At 54.6% G+C, this 17,122-nt stretch carries 14 protein-coding genes; 10 read left to right on the forward strand and 4 right to left on the reverse strand.

Annotation, left to right across the window (positions count from 1 at the left end):
* Positions 1-178 precede the first annotated feature (178 nt).
* Positions 179-1,225 carry an N-acetyl-gamma-glutamyl-phosphate reductase gene (gene argC, locus ACTU44_RS10860; RefSeq protein ID WP_462095382.1) on the forward strand — a complete coding sequence of 349 codons (1,047 nt, stop codon included), beginning with the start codon at positions 179-181 and terminating at the stop codon, positions 1,223-1,225.
* 69 nt (positions 1,226-1,294) lie between these two features.
* Here the strand turns inward: argC and ACTU44_RS10865 are convergent, their stop codons facing one another.
* On the reverse strand, positions 1,295-2,710 hold the full coding sequence (locus tag ACTU44_RS10865) for an aminotransferase-like domain-containing protein (protein WP_462095383.1): 1,416 nt from the start codon (positions 2,708-2,710) through the stop codon (positions 1,295-1,297).
* A gap of 109 nt (positions 2,711-2,819) precedes the next feature.
* On the opposite strand from ACTU44_RS10865, the gene ACTU44_RS10870 reads away from it, so the two are divergent.
* Entirely contained in the window at positions 2,820-3,692 is an 873-nt protein-coding gene (locus ACTU44_RS10870; RefSeq protein ID WP_462095384.1) for a DMT family transporter, read from the forward strand.
* Between the two features lie 12 nt (positions 3,693-3,704).
* Here the strand turns inward: ACTU44_RS10870 and ACTU44_RS10875 are convergent, their stop codons facing one another.
* Positions 3,705-4,580, reverse strand: a complete 876-nt coding sequence (locus tag ACTU44_RS10875; RefSeq protein WP_462095385.1) for a substrate-binding periplasmic protein — start codon at positions 4,578-4,580, stop codon at positions 3,705-3,707.
* A 151-nt stretch (positions 4,581-4,731) separates the two neighbouring features.
* On the opposite strand from ACTU44_RS10875, the gene ACTU44_RS10880 reads away from it, so the two are divergent.
* From ACTU44_RS10880 to ACTU44_RS10895, 4 genes are all read left to right on the forward strand, one after another.
* Positions 4,732-5,259, forward strand: a complete 528-nt coding sequence (locus tag ACTU44_RS10880) for a gamma carbonic anhydrase family protein (protein WP_114097567.1) — start codon at positions 4,732-4,734, stop codon at positions 5,257-5,259.
* A gap of 211 nt (positions 5,260-5,470) precedes the next feature.
* A complete protein-coding gene (locus ACTU44_RS10885; protein ID WP_462095386.1) occupies positions 5,471-6,259 on the forward strand; it encodes a substrate-binding periplasmic protein in 789 nt (262 codons plus the stop codon).
* Between the two features lie 152 nt (positions 6,260-6,411).
* On the forward strand, positions 6,412-7,311 hold the full coding sequence (locus tag ACTU44_RS10890; protein ID WP_114097569.1) for a DMT family transporter: 900 nt from the start codon (positions 6,412-6,414) through the stop codon (positions 7,309-7,311).
* Positions 7,312-7,485: 174 nt separating this feature from the next.
* Complete coding sequence (locus ACTU44_RS10895) at positions 7,486-8,745, forward strand: cytochrome-c peroxidase (RefSeq protein WP_462095387.1); 1,260 nt, start codon at positions 7,486-7,488, stop codon at positions 8,743-8,745.
* Here the strand turns inward: ACTU44_RS10895 and ACTU44_RS10900 are convergent.
* The gene (locus tag ACTU44_RS10900) at positions 8,742-9,614 is read right to left on the reverse strand and encodes an NAD(P)-dependent oxidoreductase (protein ID WP_462095388.1); all 873 of its coding nucleotides are present in this window, start codon (positions 9,612-9,614) and stop codon (positions 8,742-8,744) included. The genes ACTU44_RS10895 and ACTU44_RS10900 overlap by 4 nt on opposite strands.
* An 85-nt stretch (positions 9,615-9,699) precedes the next feature.
* Here ACTU44_RS10900 and ACTU44_RS10905 point away from each other — a divergent pair, with 85 nt between their 5' ends.
* Positions 9,700-10,527 (forward strand): hypothetical protein, encoded by an 828-nt coding sequence (locus ACTU44_RS10905; RefSeq protein WP_462095389.1) that lies wholly within the window; start codon positions 9,700-9,702, stop codon positions 10,525-10,527.
* Between the two features lie 40 nt (positions 10,528-10,567).
* Here ACTU44_RS10905 and ACTU44_RS10910 read toward each other — a convergent pair whose 3' ends face one another.
* Positions 10,568-12,370: a PHA/PHB synthase family protein gene (locus ACTU44_RS10910; protein WP_114097572.1), complete on the reverse strand. Its 1,803-nt coding sequence runs from the start codon at positions 12,368-12,370 to the stop codon at positions 10,568-10,570.
* A 327-nt stretch (positions 12,371-12,697) separates the two neighbouring features.
* Here ACTU44_RS10910 and ACTU44_RS10915 point away from each other — a divergent pair, with 327 nt between their 5' ends.
* The 3 genes from ACTU44_RS10915 (at position 12,698) to ACTU44_RS10925 (ending at position 17,042) form a co-directional block, all read left to right on the forward strand.
* Complete coding sequence (locus ACTU44_RS10915) at positions 12,698-13,996, forward strand: OmpA family protein (protein ID WP_462095390.1); 1,299 nt, start codon at positions 12,698-12,700, stop codon at positions 13,994-13,996.
* Between the two features lie 376 nt (positions 13,997-14,372).
* Positions 14,373-15,614 (forward strand): LL-diaminopimelate aminotransferase, encoded by a 1,242-nt coding sequence (locus tag ACTU44_RS10920; RefSeq protein WP_114097574.1) that lies wholly within the window; start codon positions 14,373-14,375, stop codon positions 15,612-15,614.
* A 123-nt stretch (positions 15,615-15,737) separates the two neighbouring features.
* Entirely contained in the window at positions 15,738-17,042 is a 1,305-nt protein-coding gene (locus ACTU44_RS10925; protein ID WP_114097575.1) for a homoserine dehydrogenase, read from the forward strand.
* Positions 17,043-17,122: the final 80 nt, after the last annotated feature.

Raw genomic sequence — 17,122 nt, forward strand, 5'->3', positions numbered from 1 at the left:
CATATACAAGCACCTCATCTACAAGCATTTGAGCATCATGCTTAATTTGCATGGGGATATTGCGGTTTATCAGGGATATTTTCGGCCTAATTGCTTGCATCTGGTGGGCTTGTTTGCCAACATCCGCACGTTATCAATACCCGTTCATCACGGGTGCCTAACTTGGAGCAAGATTTAAATGAGTGACGTCAAGGTCAAAGTCGGAATTCTCGGTGCCAGTGGCTATACCGGGGCAGAGCTGGTTCGCATTCTTGCGCATCATGCTGCCGCGGAAATCACCCTGCTGACCGCCGACCGACGAGTCGGGCGTCCGTTCGGGGAAGTTTTCCCGCATCTTGCCCATGTCAAATTGCCAACCATGATCTCGATTGCCGAGGCCGACTGGTCAACGGTTGACGTGATTTTCTGCGCACTGCCCCATGGCACCACGCAGGAAGTCATTGCCGGTCTGCCCGCGCATGTAAAGGTCGTCGATTTATCGGCGGACTTCCGCCTGTTTGATCCGGCAACCTACAAGGAATGGTATGGCGCAGAACATGCCGCACAGGATTTGCAGAAAGAAGTCGTCTATGGCCTGACCGAACTGCACCGCGAGAAGATCAAGAATGCACGTGTTGTTGCCAATCCGGGTTGCTATCCAACCCCGGTACAGCTGGCACTGACCCCGCTTCTTGAAGGCAAACTGGTTCATGCCGATGACATCATCATTGATGCCAAATCCGGTGTGACCGGTGCGGGCCGTTCGCCGAAGGAAGGCACGCTTTATGCCGAGGTGACCGAGGGCATTCATGCCTATGGCACCGGTGGGCATCGTCATGCGCCTGAAATCGAGCAGGGCCTCGCATGGGCGAGCGGTCAGGACGTGGTTGTGAACTTTTCGCCGCATCTGATGCCGATGAGCCGCGGTATCCTTGAATCCATCTATGTCAAAATGACCGATGGCACCACGGCCGAAGACATTCAGGCAGCACTCGAAAAGCGTTTCGAGGGCGAGCCGTTTGTACGTGTCCTGCCATTTGGTGTGACCCCGCAGACCCGCCATGTGCGTGGTTCGAACTACGTCCTGATGGGCGTGGTCAAGGATCGCGTACCGGGCCGTGTGATCATTGTTGCGGTTGAGGACAATCTGGTCAAAGGCGCATCGGGACAGGCGGTTCAGAATATGAATGTGATGCTGGGCCTACCGGAAACCATGGGGCTCGAGATTGAGCCGCTGTTCCCGTAAGCGATCCGAAGTCAGATAAAATGACAAAAGGCGCACCCAGTCGGGTGCGCCTTTTGCTTTTGGGGCCGGTCATGGGCGCATGGCGCGTTCAAGCACGTCGAATATTTTGGGGTTCTGACATTGCGCCACGTTAAAGCGCATCAGATTGCCTGCTGATTGCGAGATGCTAAAGACATTGCCCGGTGCAAGGACCACACCATCGCCAAGGGCATTGCGCGCTACTTGCTCGGCATCGATCCCGTCGGGTAACGCACACCATAAAAACAGTCCGGCATTTGGCGTAACAACGGGATAGATACCAAGTGATGCAAGACGTTTTGCCGTCTGGGTCATGGTGTGCGAAAGCCGGTCTCGCAGCCCGTCCATATGTTTGCGATAGGTGCCGTCCTTAAGCACGGCATGGACCAGTTCCGGGGCAAGATTGCTGCTTGAAAAGCCGGTGGCGACCTTAAGGTCAATCAGGCCGTCAACCCATTCAGGCCGGGTAGCGATATAGCCGCAACGTATTGAGGCGGAAAGCGTTTTGGAAAAGCTTCCGATGTGAATAACCCGTTCCATCCCGCCCATGGCAGCCAGACGCGGGGACGGTTGGTTTTCAAAATCGGCAAAGATGTCATCTTCGATGATGATCAGATCATGCTGATCCGCAATTTTCAGAACCTTGTGGGCGACCTGTGGTGACAAAGACGCACCGGTCGGGTTGTGAAGGCCGGAATTGGTGATGTAAAGGCGGGGCTTGTGGGTGACGAGGATGTCTGCAAAGGCATCAATATCCGGGCCGTTCGGGCCAAAAGGCACACTGACGATATTGGCGCGGTGCGCACGCAAAAGCGCGCAGAAATTGAAATAGCAGGGATCGTCAATCAGGACGGTGTTACCCGGTTCGATCAGAAACCGGCAGAGCATATCAATCGCCTGCGTACCCGATTCCGTCAAAAGGATCTGATCGGGACCGGCTTCGATCCCGAAAGTCGCCAGGCGTCGTGACAACAATTGTCGCAAGGGCGCAAGGCCAAGCGGCGTACCATATTCGGTCAGAACGGTGTCAGTTGCGCGCGAAAGATTGCGCAAGGCGCGCCTGATCGATGTTTCGGGCATCCAGTCGGGTGGCAACCAGCCGCAACCGGGTTTGAGCATATCGGGTCTGGCATCAAGCGACTGGCGCGACACCCAGAACGGATCAATCGCCCGGTCAAGTTTCGGGCCGATCTGGGCAATCGACAGCGGCGCAGTGTGACCCGATACATAAAAGCCCGATCCGCGCCGTGACTGTATGGTGCCGTCGGCAACCAGCCGGTCATAGGCTTCGACCACGGTAGAGTTCGACACAGCCATCTGACGTGCGCAGGCGCGGATTGACGGTAGCTTGTCACCCGATAGCAGGTTGCGCGTTGCGATCCGGTCACGGATGGTTGCCATGACTTGGGAAACAAGGGTGCCACCCTTGCCGGTGGTGCTGTTGTTCGCGGGCTGGTGAAAGGTCACTGTATTGCCTTTCGTCTCAGTACAGTTTGCTATATTTGTATTGTATTGTGTCTGGTGACGTGCACTTGGGCAAGTCAAAGATATCTCTGTCATTGTGATGGAGGTATTCATGGCACGGGTTACTTATCAAACACGCGCAGGCTGGCTGAGCGGCATGATGGGAATTGTGATTTTCAGTGGTTCCTTGCCTGCGACCAGACTGGCGGTGATGGATTTCGATCCGGTATTCCTGACTGTGGCCCGTGCTGCGATTGCCGGGTGTCTGGCACTTGCGATCCTTCTGGTATCAAAGCCTGTACGACCGCAGAAATCGCAATGGACATCGCTTTTGGTGGTGGCGGGCGGCGTGGTTGTCGGCTTTCCGTTGCTGACGGCTCTTGCGCTTGAACATATCAGTTCAGCAAGATCGATTGTGTTTATCGGATTGTTGCCGCTTGCCACGGCGATTTTCGGGATGCTGCGTGGAGGCGAACGACCACGCCCGGTTTTCTGGCTGTTCTCGGTCTTGGGGAGTGTGCTGGTGGCCGGATTTGCTGCGATTGGCAGTGAACCCGGTGCGCTTTCAGGTGACCTTTATATGCTGGGCGCTGTCATTGTCTGTGGTCTTGGCTATGCCGAAGGCGGGAAGCTTTCGCGGCATCTTGGCGGGTGGCAGGTGATCTGCTGGGCGCTGGTGATATCGCTTGTTCCGATGGTAATCCTGTGCGGGGCAACACTGCCGGACAGGACCGACGCGATTGGACTATCGGCATGGCTTGGGCTTGGTTACGTGTCACTGTTTAGCATGCTGATCGGGTTTTTCTTCTGGTATCGCGGACTGGCATTGGGCGGGATCGCCACGGTCGGTCAATTGCAGCTTTTACAACCCTTCATGGGATTGATGCTGGCTTCAATGATTTTGGCCGAGCCGGTCAGCTGGGCGATGATTGTCGTCACGCTTGCGGTTGTGTTGTGTGTGGCAGGGGCCAAAAAATTTGCCTGATTTGCGATATCGTCACTGGATCGGCTGCGTTGCGTCGGGATTGTCGTCCCGGGAATGCTGGCTCGGCCCCTTGTCGGGCCAATATTGCTCGTGAAGGCGGTCAATGAAGCCTTCATCAAGCAGGTCTTGCATGATCTGAGATATCTGTTCGGTGCGCGCCATCAGGGGGGATTTGCGCGAAACGGCCATATGGATGTCGTTGTGATGCCCTGACCGGAACGGGGCCTTGACGATTGTGTCTTCCAGATGATCGCGACGAATTTCGAAATCGGCGTTGGAATCCGATCCAACGATGGCATCAAGCCGTTTGGCATTAAGCATCCGAAGCAAAATGATCTCGCTGCCAGCTTCGAACTTATCAAGGGACGTGTCGCTATCAAACGGTTCAAAATACCGTGAATCGACCACAGCCCCAATGGTCAGATTGCGCAGATCGCCGTAATCGGTGATCGAAACCGGGTTTTCACGATTATAGTAAAAGACCGGTGTCACCTGGCTATAAGGCGGGGTGACGTAATGGGCAAATTCCGCGCGTTCTTTGGTGAAGGCAAAGCTTGTAAGGACATCTATTTGTCCGTCTTCAAGTGTTTTCAGACAACGCCGCCAGGGGCAGGGGTGCAAATCAAGTTCCAGTCCGAGGCGACGGGCAATTTCGGTGAGTAGCGCAACATCAATCCCGTGCCGGGAGCCATCTTCATCCTCAATCACAAACGGTTCCCAGACGGAAAATGCTGCAATCAGCAATCCGTTGTCGGTCCGGTTAAAGGATGGTTCGTGCGCATCTGTCGGGCCTGTGAAAAACAAACCTGCAAAAATTCCGGCCACAGCTGCGCCGATAGCACGGGTCAAAAAACGCGTGGCAGTTGTAAGGACAAGGCTGGATGGCATGGATATGATCATGAGCAAGATTTGTTGCGACAGGGTTTCCATCTTTTCATGTTAGAATTTAAACTGCCAAATCAAGAGAGACCGCACCGCGAGATTTACGATTTCACAAGGTGGCGATGTCTGAACACAAGTTACGAAAGGTCATCTGACCATGCGTCTGTCCTATCGCGGGGTAATGCCCACCATCGATGAAACTGCGTTTATTGCCCCGAATGCGACAATTATCGGGGATGTTGAAATCGGGGCAGAGACCGGCATCTGGTTTGGCTGTGTTATTCGTGGTGACGTGCATGAAATCCGCATTGGATCACGTACCAATATTCAGGACCTGACGATGGTACATGTCGCCAAAGGCAAGTTCGGGACCTATATCGGTGATGATGTGACCATCGGCCATGCTGCGATTATTCATGCCTGCACACTTGAAGACCGAAGCTTTGTCGGGATGGGGGCCACTGTGATGGATGGTTGTGTGATCGAGCAGGGCGGCATGCTTGGTGCCAATGCACTACTTGCACCGGGCAAGCGTATTCCGGCCGGTGAATTGTGGGCAGGTGTTCCGGCGCGCAAGGTGCGCGATCTGACACAGGAAGAGATCGAGTTCTTCAAGGTATCTGCTGATCGCTATGCCGATTTGGCGCAGGAATATGTAAAATCCATTCCGGAAGATCTGAAATAAAGACTGCGGGACAAGGGGCGGTGCCAGGTATTTTCTTGCGCGGTTAAGTTGCAAAGTGGTTTGACGGCGCAAGGATTTTCTGCATCATTCAGCCCGGGTGCGAAAAGGGGATGCGTTCGCTCTCACATAATCAGGCATAACCGATCATAAAAACAAAACGGTATGCCAAGGCGTAAAGAAGGCGTGGGAAAATATGGCGGCTCGGCATTTTATGCCAGGCATCGCAATGCTGTTTGTCTTGTTGTTCGGGGGGATGCAAACAAGCTTTGCAGAACCGATCAGTGACTGTACGCGCCCGTTGGTGATCCGTGCATCCGAGACCTATAGCCCGTTTAGTATCAAAGATGCGAACGGTATGGCTGCGGGCATTGACAACCAGTTCATCGCACGGGTTATGCGCGCCACGGGGTGCGAATTCCAGTTTGTTTTCATGCCCTGGAAACGGGCCCTTTATGCGATCGAACATGGCGATATCGATATTCTGCCATCGGCATCCTTTACCGAGGAACGTGCCAGATATGGATTGTTTTCGGTTCCCTATCGCAATGACATCTTCGGGTTTGTGGTGCGCAAGGGGGACGCGCGACGCATCAAGCTGAGCAGTCTTGAAGATGTGGTGCGCCAGCAACTTGTGATCGGATATGTGCGCGGCGCCTATCGCGGCGAGGAATTCAAGGCATTCAGCGAAAACCCGGAAAATGCCCCCTATATCGCAGACGTATCGATGGCACCCCATGGCACGCAGCTTTTGATGGCAAAGCGTATTGACCTGTTGTTGGGGCTTCCGGCGGCATATCTTGCGCAGGCCGAGGCGCTTGGTTTTAGTGGCGGGGTTGAAGAGCATCCGTTCATTCTGGCCAAAGAGCCAGTGCGGTTGATGTTCTCGTCCAAAACCATTTCGCCGCAGCTGGCCCGGAGATTATCAAACGCCATTACGCGTGAAACATTCACCGACAGCTATCACAGTCTTTTTGGAAATCAGAGTGTTAGCACCAATTAGCTGACACATCGATCTATGCTGTCTTGTGAAAGCAGATGGTCACCGGTTGATCCCGGTTGCGAAGTAAGCCGACTTGGTTTAGCAAGTTTCGATCTTCGACACTTAACGTGCCGTGCGCCACCACGCCCGGGCACAGGAAATGGACCGGGAATATGACGCGTTGGCAGGCAAATGCCGTTATCGTCTTTGTGGCCCTGATTTGGGGCACGACTTTTGTCGTTCAACACACAAGTATGGAAAATATTGGCCCGCAATATTTTACGGGGGTGCGTTTTCTGCTTGGAACACTTGCAGTGTTGCCATTTGCACTTCGCGAGTTGCGCAAACTTGGTCGGGCCGGTCGTTCGCTTGATCGCGTAGATATCCTTGGCATGATCGCAACGGGCATTTCGATGTATCTTGCCAGTATTTTCCAGCAGATCGGCATCATGAGCACCACAGTGACCAATGCGGCGTTTCTGACCGCATTTTATGTGCCGACCGTGCCGGTTCTGGCCTATGTCGTGTTTCGCAGTCGTCCGCACTGGTCGGTCTGGCCGGGCGGGGCAATGTGCGTTTATGGCACCTATTTGCTGAGCGGCGGCGATCTAAGCGGACTTGGAAGCGGCGATTTGTGGGTCTTGGCCAGTGCCCTGTTCTGGGCTGTCCAGGTGGTTTTGATCGGGGTGATGGTCACGCGCACCAATGCGCCCGCGACTGTTGCTGCGACCCAGTTCTTTATTACCGGTCTCCTTGGCATGGCGATGGGGGCAATGACGGAAACATTCAGCATCGCCGACATTCAGAATGCCGGGTTTGAAATCCTGTATGCCGGGATCATGTCAGCCGGGGTGGCCTTTACCCTTCAGGCTGTTGCCCAGAATTATACCGAGGCATCCGATGCCGCCATTATCATGAGCGCCGAGGCGGTCTTTGCCGCAATTGCCGGGGCATGGTTCCTTGGCGAACGTCTGGCGCCAGAGGAATATGCAGGCTGCGGGGTGATCCTTGCTGCGATCATTGCTGTTCAGTTGTTGCCATTGATGCGGCGTCGACCGTCGATTGCAATCTGATTGGGAATATCCGAACGATTGAATTGATACATGAAATGGCAGGTCACTTAATTGGCCTGCCATTGACTTTTATCAAAGCAGGGGTCAAGTCTGTGGGTGTAAATGCGTTGCGTTCGCGATTGAGCTTCCTGCCGCGCCTCCATCAAATCCTGTGATCAGATCGAAGTACCTTTTATGCGTCATCAGAACACCCACCCATTCCGTTTCGCACTGATCGCGTCGGCGATGACTGTCGGCTTTGTCGCGTCAGCACGGGCTGAAAGCCCGGAAACCTTCCTGCATCGTCTTGCCGGACAAGCGCCGGATATGGTGGAAGTGGCGAGTGCGGGGAACGCGCCCTTTGCCGATAAAGCGGCACTGGGCGAGGCGCTTTATTTCGATACCAATCTGTCGGCCAACCGTACACAGGCCTGTGCGACCTGTCATGAACCTTCGATGGCGTTCAAGGATCCACGCATGAATGTGGCCAATGGCGCCTTTTCTCTGGGGGACGATGGAAAAAGCCTTGGTGATCGAAATGCACCGATGGCAGCCTATGCGAAATTTTCACCGAAATTCCACGTGGGTGACGACGGCATTGCCGTCGGTGGCCAGTTCTGGGATGGGCGCGCAAGTGATCTTGCCGAACAGGCGGGTGGCCCGCCGCTTAACCCCATCGAAATGGGCATGAGTGACAAGGCAGGCGTGGTGGCGCGCCTTTTGGAGAATGACGACTATGTCGCCGGTTTCAAGGCGCTGTTTGGCGATGATATCTGGTCAGATAGTGACAAGGCCTATGGTGCCATGACCCAGGCGATTGCGGCCTTTGAGCAAGGCGATGACTTTGCGCCGTTTGACAGCAAATATGACCGGTTCCTGCGCGGTGAATATAAAATGACTCCGGAGGAAGAACTGGGACGGGTTCTGTTCTTCTCGCAGCAGTTCACCAACTGCAATACCTGTCATATGCTCAAGACCAGTCCGACCGCCGAGGGGGAGACATTCACCAATTATCAGTTCCACAATATCGGCGTGCCGCGCAACATTGCCACGCGCAAGGCCGTTGGAAAGGATACCGCCTTTACCGATAACGGGCTTCTGGACAATCCGGCGATTGATGATCCGGCCTATCGCGGAAAACACAAAACCCCGTCACTGCGTAATGTCGCAATCACGGGGCCTTATATGCATAACGGTGTGTTTGCGGATCTGGAAACCGTGGTGCGGTTCTATAACAAATATAACAGCAAGGCCAAAGCCAACCAGACCAACCCGGAAACCGGCAAGCCGTGGGGTGCGCCCGAAGTTTCCGATACCATCTCGATTAAGGAGCTAGAGCAGGGTGATGCTCTTGATGACCAGCGCATCAAGGCTGTTGTTGCCTTCCTCAAGACCTTGACTGATGCACGATATGAACCGCTTTTGGTCGAACACGAAAAAGCAGCCGCCAATTAGGGCTTGAGCGTTTCGATCACCGCACTTTGCGCAAGGTCGCCAAAACCGGCCCGGCTGGCAGTTTCGAATACATCGTATGCTGCCTGTCCGACCGGGACAGAAATGCCATATTCTTTGGTCATGGCAAGCGCATAGGATGCATCCTTTGCCCGAAGTGCCGTGGTGAAATGGATCCCCTCATGGTGGTTTCCGCTAATCATGCCCGGTACGGTTACAAGTCCCGACCCGCTGGCATTCGCGCCAATTGAAAATGTTTCGGCCACGGTTGCGCCGTCCAATCCGGCCTTCTGGGCAACCGCCACCAATTCAGCCGCAGCGGCTATATGAACTGCGCCCAGCAAATTATGCATCAGTTTGTAAACCGTTCCTGACCCTACCGGGCCGAAATGCACGATCCGTTTGCCTGTGTCCTCAAGGATCGGCCGGATGCGGTCAAGATCGGCCGGTTCTGCGCCAATCAAAAATATTGTGTTGCCTGCTTCGATGTCGGCGGGAATACCCGTGACAGGTGCGTCGATATAGGTATGTCCGGTATTTGAAACCGTCCTGGCAAGATCAAGCACAAAGGCATGCGAAAGGGTGGAGCATTCAATGGCGATTGTCCCGGGGCTCATTGCCTCAAGCGCGCCGTCATCACCAAGCCACACGGCTTTTGCAGCTTTGTCGTCTGCCATGAATGAAATGATGGTATCGACGCCGGTGGCGGCAAGTGCAGGGGTGGCGCAGGCAACTGCACCCAGTGCGACCAGCGGTTCAAGCTTGTCCGGGCTGCGGTTCCAGACCTGTATCTGATAGCCTTTGGAAAGAAGGCGTTTGATCATGGCGGCGGCCATGCGACCTGCGCCGAGAAAACCGATTTTCTGTGTCATGTGCGTTGCTTTTAACTGGTAAATGTTTTCCGATGGTTTCGCAAAGATCGTGCGCAGTCAATTGATTACCCGGCGGGAAGCTGAAGTGCAAAGAAACACCACCTGTTTAAATGTAATCGCCGTCCTGGGTACACTTCTGATGTGCGGATGTGACTGGGGGGCAAACAGTTCGGATATTGCGTCTTATCGCATGATCCCGCTTGTGCCTGATCCGGACGGAGAAAAGCATTGTTCACAGGATCAAAAATGGTGCGTGCTGCTTGCCCAGGATGCCGACACGGGAGGCGTTATGGTTTCCGTCACACGGGATGGTAAACCGCGCCGCGAACGGACACTGGCTTATGATATCCTAGCTGATGCCGATTCCTTTGGCGGGACAGATCGCGAAGTTTGGCCGTTTCTGATCACGGATTCCGACAGGTCAGCCGATGTTCTTGTCGGGGTGATCAGTGCCGTCAATGTTGGCTATTCCGGTGGCGGTATCGAGGCGCATTTTCTTGACGTGATCAGGCTGGATGCAGGTGACGGTCCGTCGTTATCGACAAACCCGGTTGTCCTGTCGGTGCCAATTGGTGCGGTGAAAATGATCCGGGCCTGTTTTAGCGAAGCCGACATTCAAAAGCGCCGGGATGTCTGCCACGACGAATATCGGTTTGCGGCCGATATTCGTTTGAGCCACCACGGGGTGGTTGGTTTGCCAGAGATCGAATATGCAAGCAGGGCAACGGCATTTCCCGCGACCGCATTGCTTGATCAGGATTCAACGCAGTTGCCAGGCTTGCGAGATGAAGACCTTGTGGAAAGGGTCGATGAAAGATGCAGTTTTGACCGTATCTTTCGGTTTGATGTCGCAAACGGGCGTTATGAACCGGATGTGCGGTTGCCCGACTGCGACGACTATCTGATGCCTTAGGGGGTAAATAGCCGTCGCCGGGGCGTGTGCTGGTTTTGGATTACGACAGGGTGACCTTTACATATTCACCCGGTGCCGGGCCAAGTACCTTGAGCTTGCCGTCACCTTCCTTGCGCGCCGGGACCTTGCCGCCGGAGCGGCGGCTGATCCAGTTCTGCCAGTCCGTCCACCATGACCCTTCGTGCTGGGTGGCCTTGGCCATCCAGTCATCGGGGTTGGCGGGCGTACGGTTATAGGTCCAGTAGCAATATTTCTTGGCCGCCGGCGGATTGACCACGCCGGCAATATGGCCCGACGCGGACAGGACAAATTTCACCTGTCCGGACATCAATTGCGTTCCGGCATAGGTCGCCTGCCAGGGCGCGATATGGTCTTCGCGGGTCGACAGGAAGTAAACCGGGATCTTGATATCGCGCAGGTCAATCGGCTGACCGAGAATCGAGATGCCGCCCGGTTCGCGCAACAGGTTCTTGTTATACATGTTGCGCAGATAGAAGCTGTGCATGGCCTTGGGCATGCGGGTGGAATCGGAATTCCAGTACAGCAGGTCAAACGGGAAGGGATCCTTGCCCAGCATGTAATTTGATACGACAAAGGACCAGATCAGGTCATTGGCACGCAGCATATTAAACGACATCGACATATCCCGGCCATCGAGATAGCCCTCCTTGGACATGTTGCGTTCAAGGCTTTCGATCTGTTCGTCATCTACAAAGACCGAAAGTTCACCCGGCTTTTCAAAATCGGTGAGTGTTGTAAAGAACGTCGCCGATTTGATCCGCTCGTCACCGGTCTTGGCCATATAGGCAAGGGTGGAGCTAAGAAGTGTGCCGCCCAGACAATAGCCAATGGCGTTGATCTCAGTTTCACCGGTGGCCTGTTCGATCATGTCGAGCGCCGCAAGCACGCCTTCCTTGGCGTAATCTTCGAACGACTTTTCGGCAAGTTTGCTGTCAGGGTTGACCCACGACAGGACAAACACGGTATGCCCCTGATCAACCGCCCATTTGATGAAGGAATTTTCCGGGCGCAGATCAAGGATGTAATATTTGTTGATCCATGGTGGAACGATCATCAGCGGGCGTTTGGCGACCTGATCGGTGCTGGGACTGTATTGCAGCAATTCCATCAAGGGCGTTCTGCCGATCACCGATCCCTTGCTGGTGGCGACATTTTCCCCGATCTTGAAGGCATCAAGATCCGTCATGCGGATTTGCAGCTTGCCCTTGCCACGTTCAAGATCGCCCAAAAGATTCTGCAAGCCCTTGAGCAGGTTCTCGCCACCGGTTTCGATGGTGGTGCGCAGAACTTCCGGATTGGTCATCAGGAAGTTGGTTGGCGAAATCGCATCGACAAACTGACGGGTATAGAATTCGACTTTCTGGGCGGTCTTGTCGTCCAGCCCGTCAACATCATGGACCAGATTCTGCATCCATTGCGACGAAAGCAAATAGGACTGCTTGATGTAATCAAACAGTTCGTTGTTTTCCCATGCCTCGTCGCGGAAGCGACGGTCACCCTTTTGGGGTGTGACGACCGGTTCGGATTCTTCGCCCAGCATGCGCAAGGTGGTGTTGTGCCACAGCGTATAATATTGCTGCCAAAGTTCCATCTGGGCTTCGACCAGCTTGGCCGGATTTTGCATGATATGGGTGGTCAGTTCGGCAAATGCCGACCCGATATTGAGCGGATCCGGGTCCGAGATTTCCGGGTCTTCTGCCTGTTTTGCAAGAAATTCAGACACAAGTCGTTGACTTCTCTCGGCAATTTCTGCCATTGCTGCAGATAGTTTTTCGGGATCCGGGTGCGTGATTTCGGTTTCGATGGCCTGTTGATCGCTCATGGGGCATTCCCTTATGATACCGCCGCAGATACTCGGTGACTTCAAAACGTTTTGGGCTTCTTTGCAATATCGCAAGACTTTTAGCGTTTTATGTGTTCGGTATCTGAAAGGCGCTCCGGGTTGAAACTCTGCTTGATCCCAAGCTTATCATGGTCTTAGCCTAGCGCGTCGCCAAGGGGTAGTACAAGAATTATAAGGTGACGTTTCTGCGGATATTTTAACGCAAGGGTCATCCAACTGAATTTGGAGCAGCGAAAACAAATGGGCGTTCTGAAATCGACGACAGGGCAGTGGTCGTGGCAGGAAACTGCAAGGGGGAAGCTGCGGATGGTTCTGCAGACCGGCTCTGCGCTGGCGGTGGTGCTGACTTTGGGCGCCTGTTCCTCTGTTCCTGATGCCATCAATCCGGTCGAATGGGGGAAGTCGGTCGGGGACATGTTTGACGGCGATGACGAAACAGCCGGTGCCAAATCCGGGGAAGCGATTCCCGGTGAAGATGGCGAATATCCGAATCTTTCCGATACCCCGAACAAGCCGATTGTTACTGGTGATGCCGAACGCGATGCGCTGATCGCTGGTCTTGCTGCCGATCGCGCCAATGCACAATATTCCCAGTCTGGCCGCCGTCAAAGCAGCCCGCCGGTCAATGCTCTTGAAGCCGCGCCGCAAGTAACCGCTGCCCAGCCGGTTATTGCTCCGGCGCCGACCACCCCGGTTACGACCAGTGCTATGGCTTCGACAACGTCGGCTTCTGCTGCGACGACCGCTGCAACAACCAGTGCCGTTACTTCGGCACCGACCGGCTCGTCAATCGCCGATGAATGGAATGCCAAGTCGCCTGTATCCGGTCCGGTTCCAACCCCGGAACCCGCACCTGAACGCCCGGCAGTGATTGCCGGTGCCGCCGCCGGTGGTGCCGCAGTTGCAGGGGCATCGGGCGGTTCTGCCGCCGATCCGCGCGCCCAGCAGCTTGCTGCCTATGAGGCTGCCCAGAAGTCGTCAGGTGATCCGGTGATGGATCAGTATCAGCGTCGCCTTGCCGAAGGTCAGGGCGTCTTTGCCGATGAACCCGGTGTTGCGGTCGATTCCGGTCAGGGATTTGACTATTCGCTTTATTCCGATAACGGGTCGGTCATTGTCGATGAAAGCCAGCTTGGCGGCAGTGCCCCGGTCTATGGCGAATCCGGCATGGTCGATATGACCGTGACCAATGATGCACTTGCCGCGCGTCTTGGTGTCGGTTCCGTTGACCAGTTGCCGCCGGCCATTAACGGCATGCAGATCGCCCAGATCCAGTTCGCCCATGGTTCGACCAATCTTGGCGGAACCGACAATGCCGTCCTGCAACAGGTTGCAAGCACCTGGCAGCAGACGGGTGGAGTTCTGCGCATCATCGGTCACGCGTCGATGCGCACCGGCAATATGTCGCTTGAACAGCATCAGGCGGTGAACCGTCGTGTGTCCGAAGGTCGTGCATCCTCGGTCGTCTCACGCCTGTTGGCGATGGGTGTCAGCCCGAATGCGATTTTTGTCGGTGCCGACGGATCAGCTGATCCGCGTTATTACGAAGGTGTTCCGGCAGGTGAAGCCGGGAACCGTCGTGTCGAAATCTATCTGGATTACTGATCGCCACTGGCGAGGTGATCGATTGAACATGGTGTCTGGCAGACTTGCCGGGTGACGCTTTTGGCAGCGCGAAGGGAGAAATCCTTTCGCGCTGTTGTCGTTTCAAGATGGTTTTTGCAATGACGCCTGCAAGGCTGCGATTAATCCTGAACTTCGGAAATATTGCCGAATTTGCGCCGTCGGTTTGCCGCAAACGCGAATTAACCATGGATCGGGCGCATTAATTCGTTGAGTATGATTTCCATAAAAGGTACATCCTTCGAATTGTACGCTGCTTCGGGCCTGTTTTGATGGCTCAAACGCAATTTTCGTGAATTCGACGATGTGCTTTTCGCATAAAATTCGAAATTCGGCAATTTGATGAGGATGTAGGATAATGTCCCAAGACTTCCACCGCATAAAACGTCTCCCGCCCTATGTATTCGCAGAAGTAAATGCGATGAAGGCGGCGGCGCGGCGAGCGGGTGAGGACATTATCGATTTCGGCATGGGCAATCCGGATCCGGCCACGCCGCAACACATTGTCGACAAACTGGTCGAGACTGTTCAGAACCCGCGCACCCATGGTTATTCGATGTCGCGCGGGATCCCCGGCCTGCGCAAGGCGCTTGCGGCCTATTATGATCGTCGTTTTGGTGTTGATATCGATCCGGAAACCGAAACCGTTGTCACCATTGGTTCCAAGGAAGGTCTTGCGAACCTTGCTGCGGCGATTACCAGCCCGGGTGATATCTTTTTGGTGCCAAACCCGTCCTATCCGATCCATGCCTTCGGTTTTATCATTGCCGGTGCGGCTTTGCGCCATATTCCGATCGGGCATGATGATCAGGGAACGTTTAACACCGAAAGCTTTATGGAGCAGCTCCATCGCGCGGTGAAACATTCGGTCCCGAAACCAAGTGCGGTCGTTCTGAACTTCCCGGCAAACCCGACTGCACTGGTGGTTGATCTGGCCTTCTATCAGGAGGTGGTTGATTTCTGCCGCAAGCATGAAATCTATGTCCTGTCTGATATCGCCTATGCCGAGATTTATTTTGATGGCAACCCGCCGCCCTCGATCCTGCAATGCAAGGGGGCAAAGGATATTGCTGTTGAATTCTATTCGCTGTCGAAAACCTATTCGATGGCAGGCTGGCGTATCGGTTTTGCCACCGGCAACAAAAAGCTGATCAATGCGCTGACCCGTATCAAATCCTATCTCGATTACGGTGCCTTTACCCCGGTTCAGGTCGCGGCAACGGCGGCACTTAATGGCCCGCAGGATTGCGTCGAAGGTTTCCGTAATCTGTATCGTGAACGTCGTGATATCTTTATCGAAGGTGCGCAAAGTGCGGGTTGGAACATTCCGAGCCCGGCGGCAACCATGTTTGCATGGGCACCGATCCCCGAACCGTTCGTAGAACTGGGATCGCTTGATTTCTCAAAGCTTCTTTTACAGGAAGCCGGGGTGGCTGTGGCACCGGGTCTTGGCTTTGGTGAATATGGTGATCGTCATGTGCGCATTGCACTGGTCGAGAACAAACACCGCATCCGTCAGGCCAACCGGAACATCAAACAGTTCTTTGCCAAATGTCCTGATGCAGAATCTGCACGTGAACTGTTGAAGAAATCTTTCTGATATCCGATAAAGCATTCTGTGTTTCGCCCGGGACATGTCCCGGGCGTTATTTTATCAGGACGCGATAACCGGTTTCGGTTATCTGCGCGCTTGCGAAACGAACCACGTGCTTAAGGAGTTATCGTGAAAGACGTCGTAAAAATCGGTGTGGCAGGCCTGGGTACGGTCGGTGCCGGAACCGTTAAGCTGCTGAGTGAACATCGCGACATTCTGGCCGACCGTTCGGGTCGTCAGATCGTCGTTACAGCGGTATCGGCGCGTGATCGAACTCGTGATCGTGGTTTTTCGACAGAAGGCCTGACCTGGTACGACGACGCCCGCGATCTTGCTGCGGACAAGGAAATCGACATTCTGGTCGAACTGATCGGTGGCTCCGAAGGCATCGCCTATGATGTCTGCAAGACCGCCCTTGAAAACGGCAAGCATGTCGTCACCGCCAACAAGGCGTTGATTGCACTCAAGGGCGTTGAACTGGCCCAGATTGCCGATGCCAACAATGTCACCATCGCCTATGAAGCAGCAGTTGCCGGTGGTATTCCGGTGATCAAGGCGCTGCGTGAAGGTCTGGCAGGGAATGCGATTTCTCGCGTTACCGGCATTCTGAACGGCACGTGCAACTATATCCTGACCACCATGCGTGAACAGGGGCGCGACTTTGCCGATGTTCTGGCCGAGGCACAGAAACTTGGCTATGCCGAGGCCGATCCGACCTTTGACGTTGATGGCATTGATGCCGCGCACAAACTTGCAATTCTTGCCAGCCTGGCATTCGGGGTCGAAGTTGATTTTGACGCGGTTGCTGTCGAAGGCATTCGCAGTGTGTCGGCCCTTGATATCCAGCTTGCCGAAGAACTTGGCTATCGCATCAAGCTGCTTGGTATTGCCAAACAGACTGCCGAAGGCATCGAACAGCGCGTTTCCCCGGTCATGGTCAGCCGTTCAACCCAGATTTCCAAGGTCGAGGGCGTGTTTAACGCCGTTGCCCTTGAAGGTGACTATGTTGGTCCGGTGGTTCTTCAGGGCCGCGGGGCGGGGGAACGTCCGACTGCATCGGCGGTGGTGGCCGATATCGTTGATATTGCTGCGGGCCGCAATGCCCCTGTATTCGGTGTTCCTGCCGAACGTCTTAAGAAGAATGTGCGTGCGTCACTCGAAAAGCATACCGGCGCCTATTACCTGCGCCTGATGGTATGGGATCGTCCGGGTGTCATGGCCGAAGTCACTGCGACCCTTGCCAAGCATGGAGTGTCGATGGCATCGATGATCCAGCATGGCCGGGCCGAAACCGAAGGCGGTGTTGTGCCGGTTGTGATCGTCGCCCACGAAACGACCGAAGCGGCGATGTCGGGTGCAGTGCATGATATCGCAGCCTTCGAAAGCAATTCGCAGCCGCCGGTTCTGATGCGGATCGAAAGCTTCGCATCTTAAAACTTTAAAGCTCAAAGCGCCTCGTACCTGTCAAGATGCGGGGCGCTGTTGTAAAGTTTCGACGCAAAAATAACAAAATC

This window comes from Thalassospira sp. SM2505, assembly GCF_054901115.1.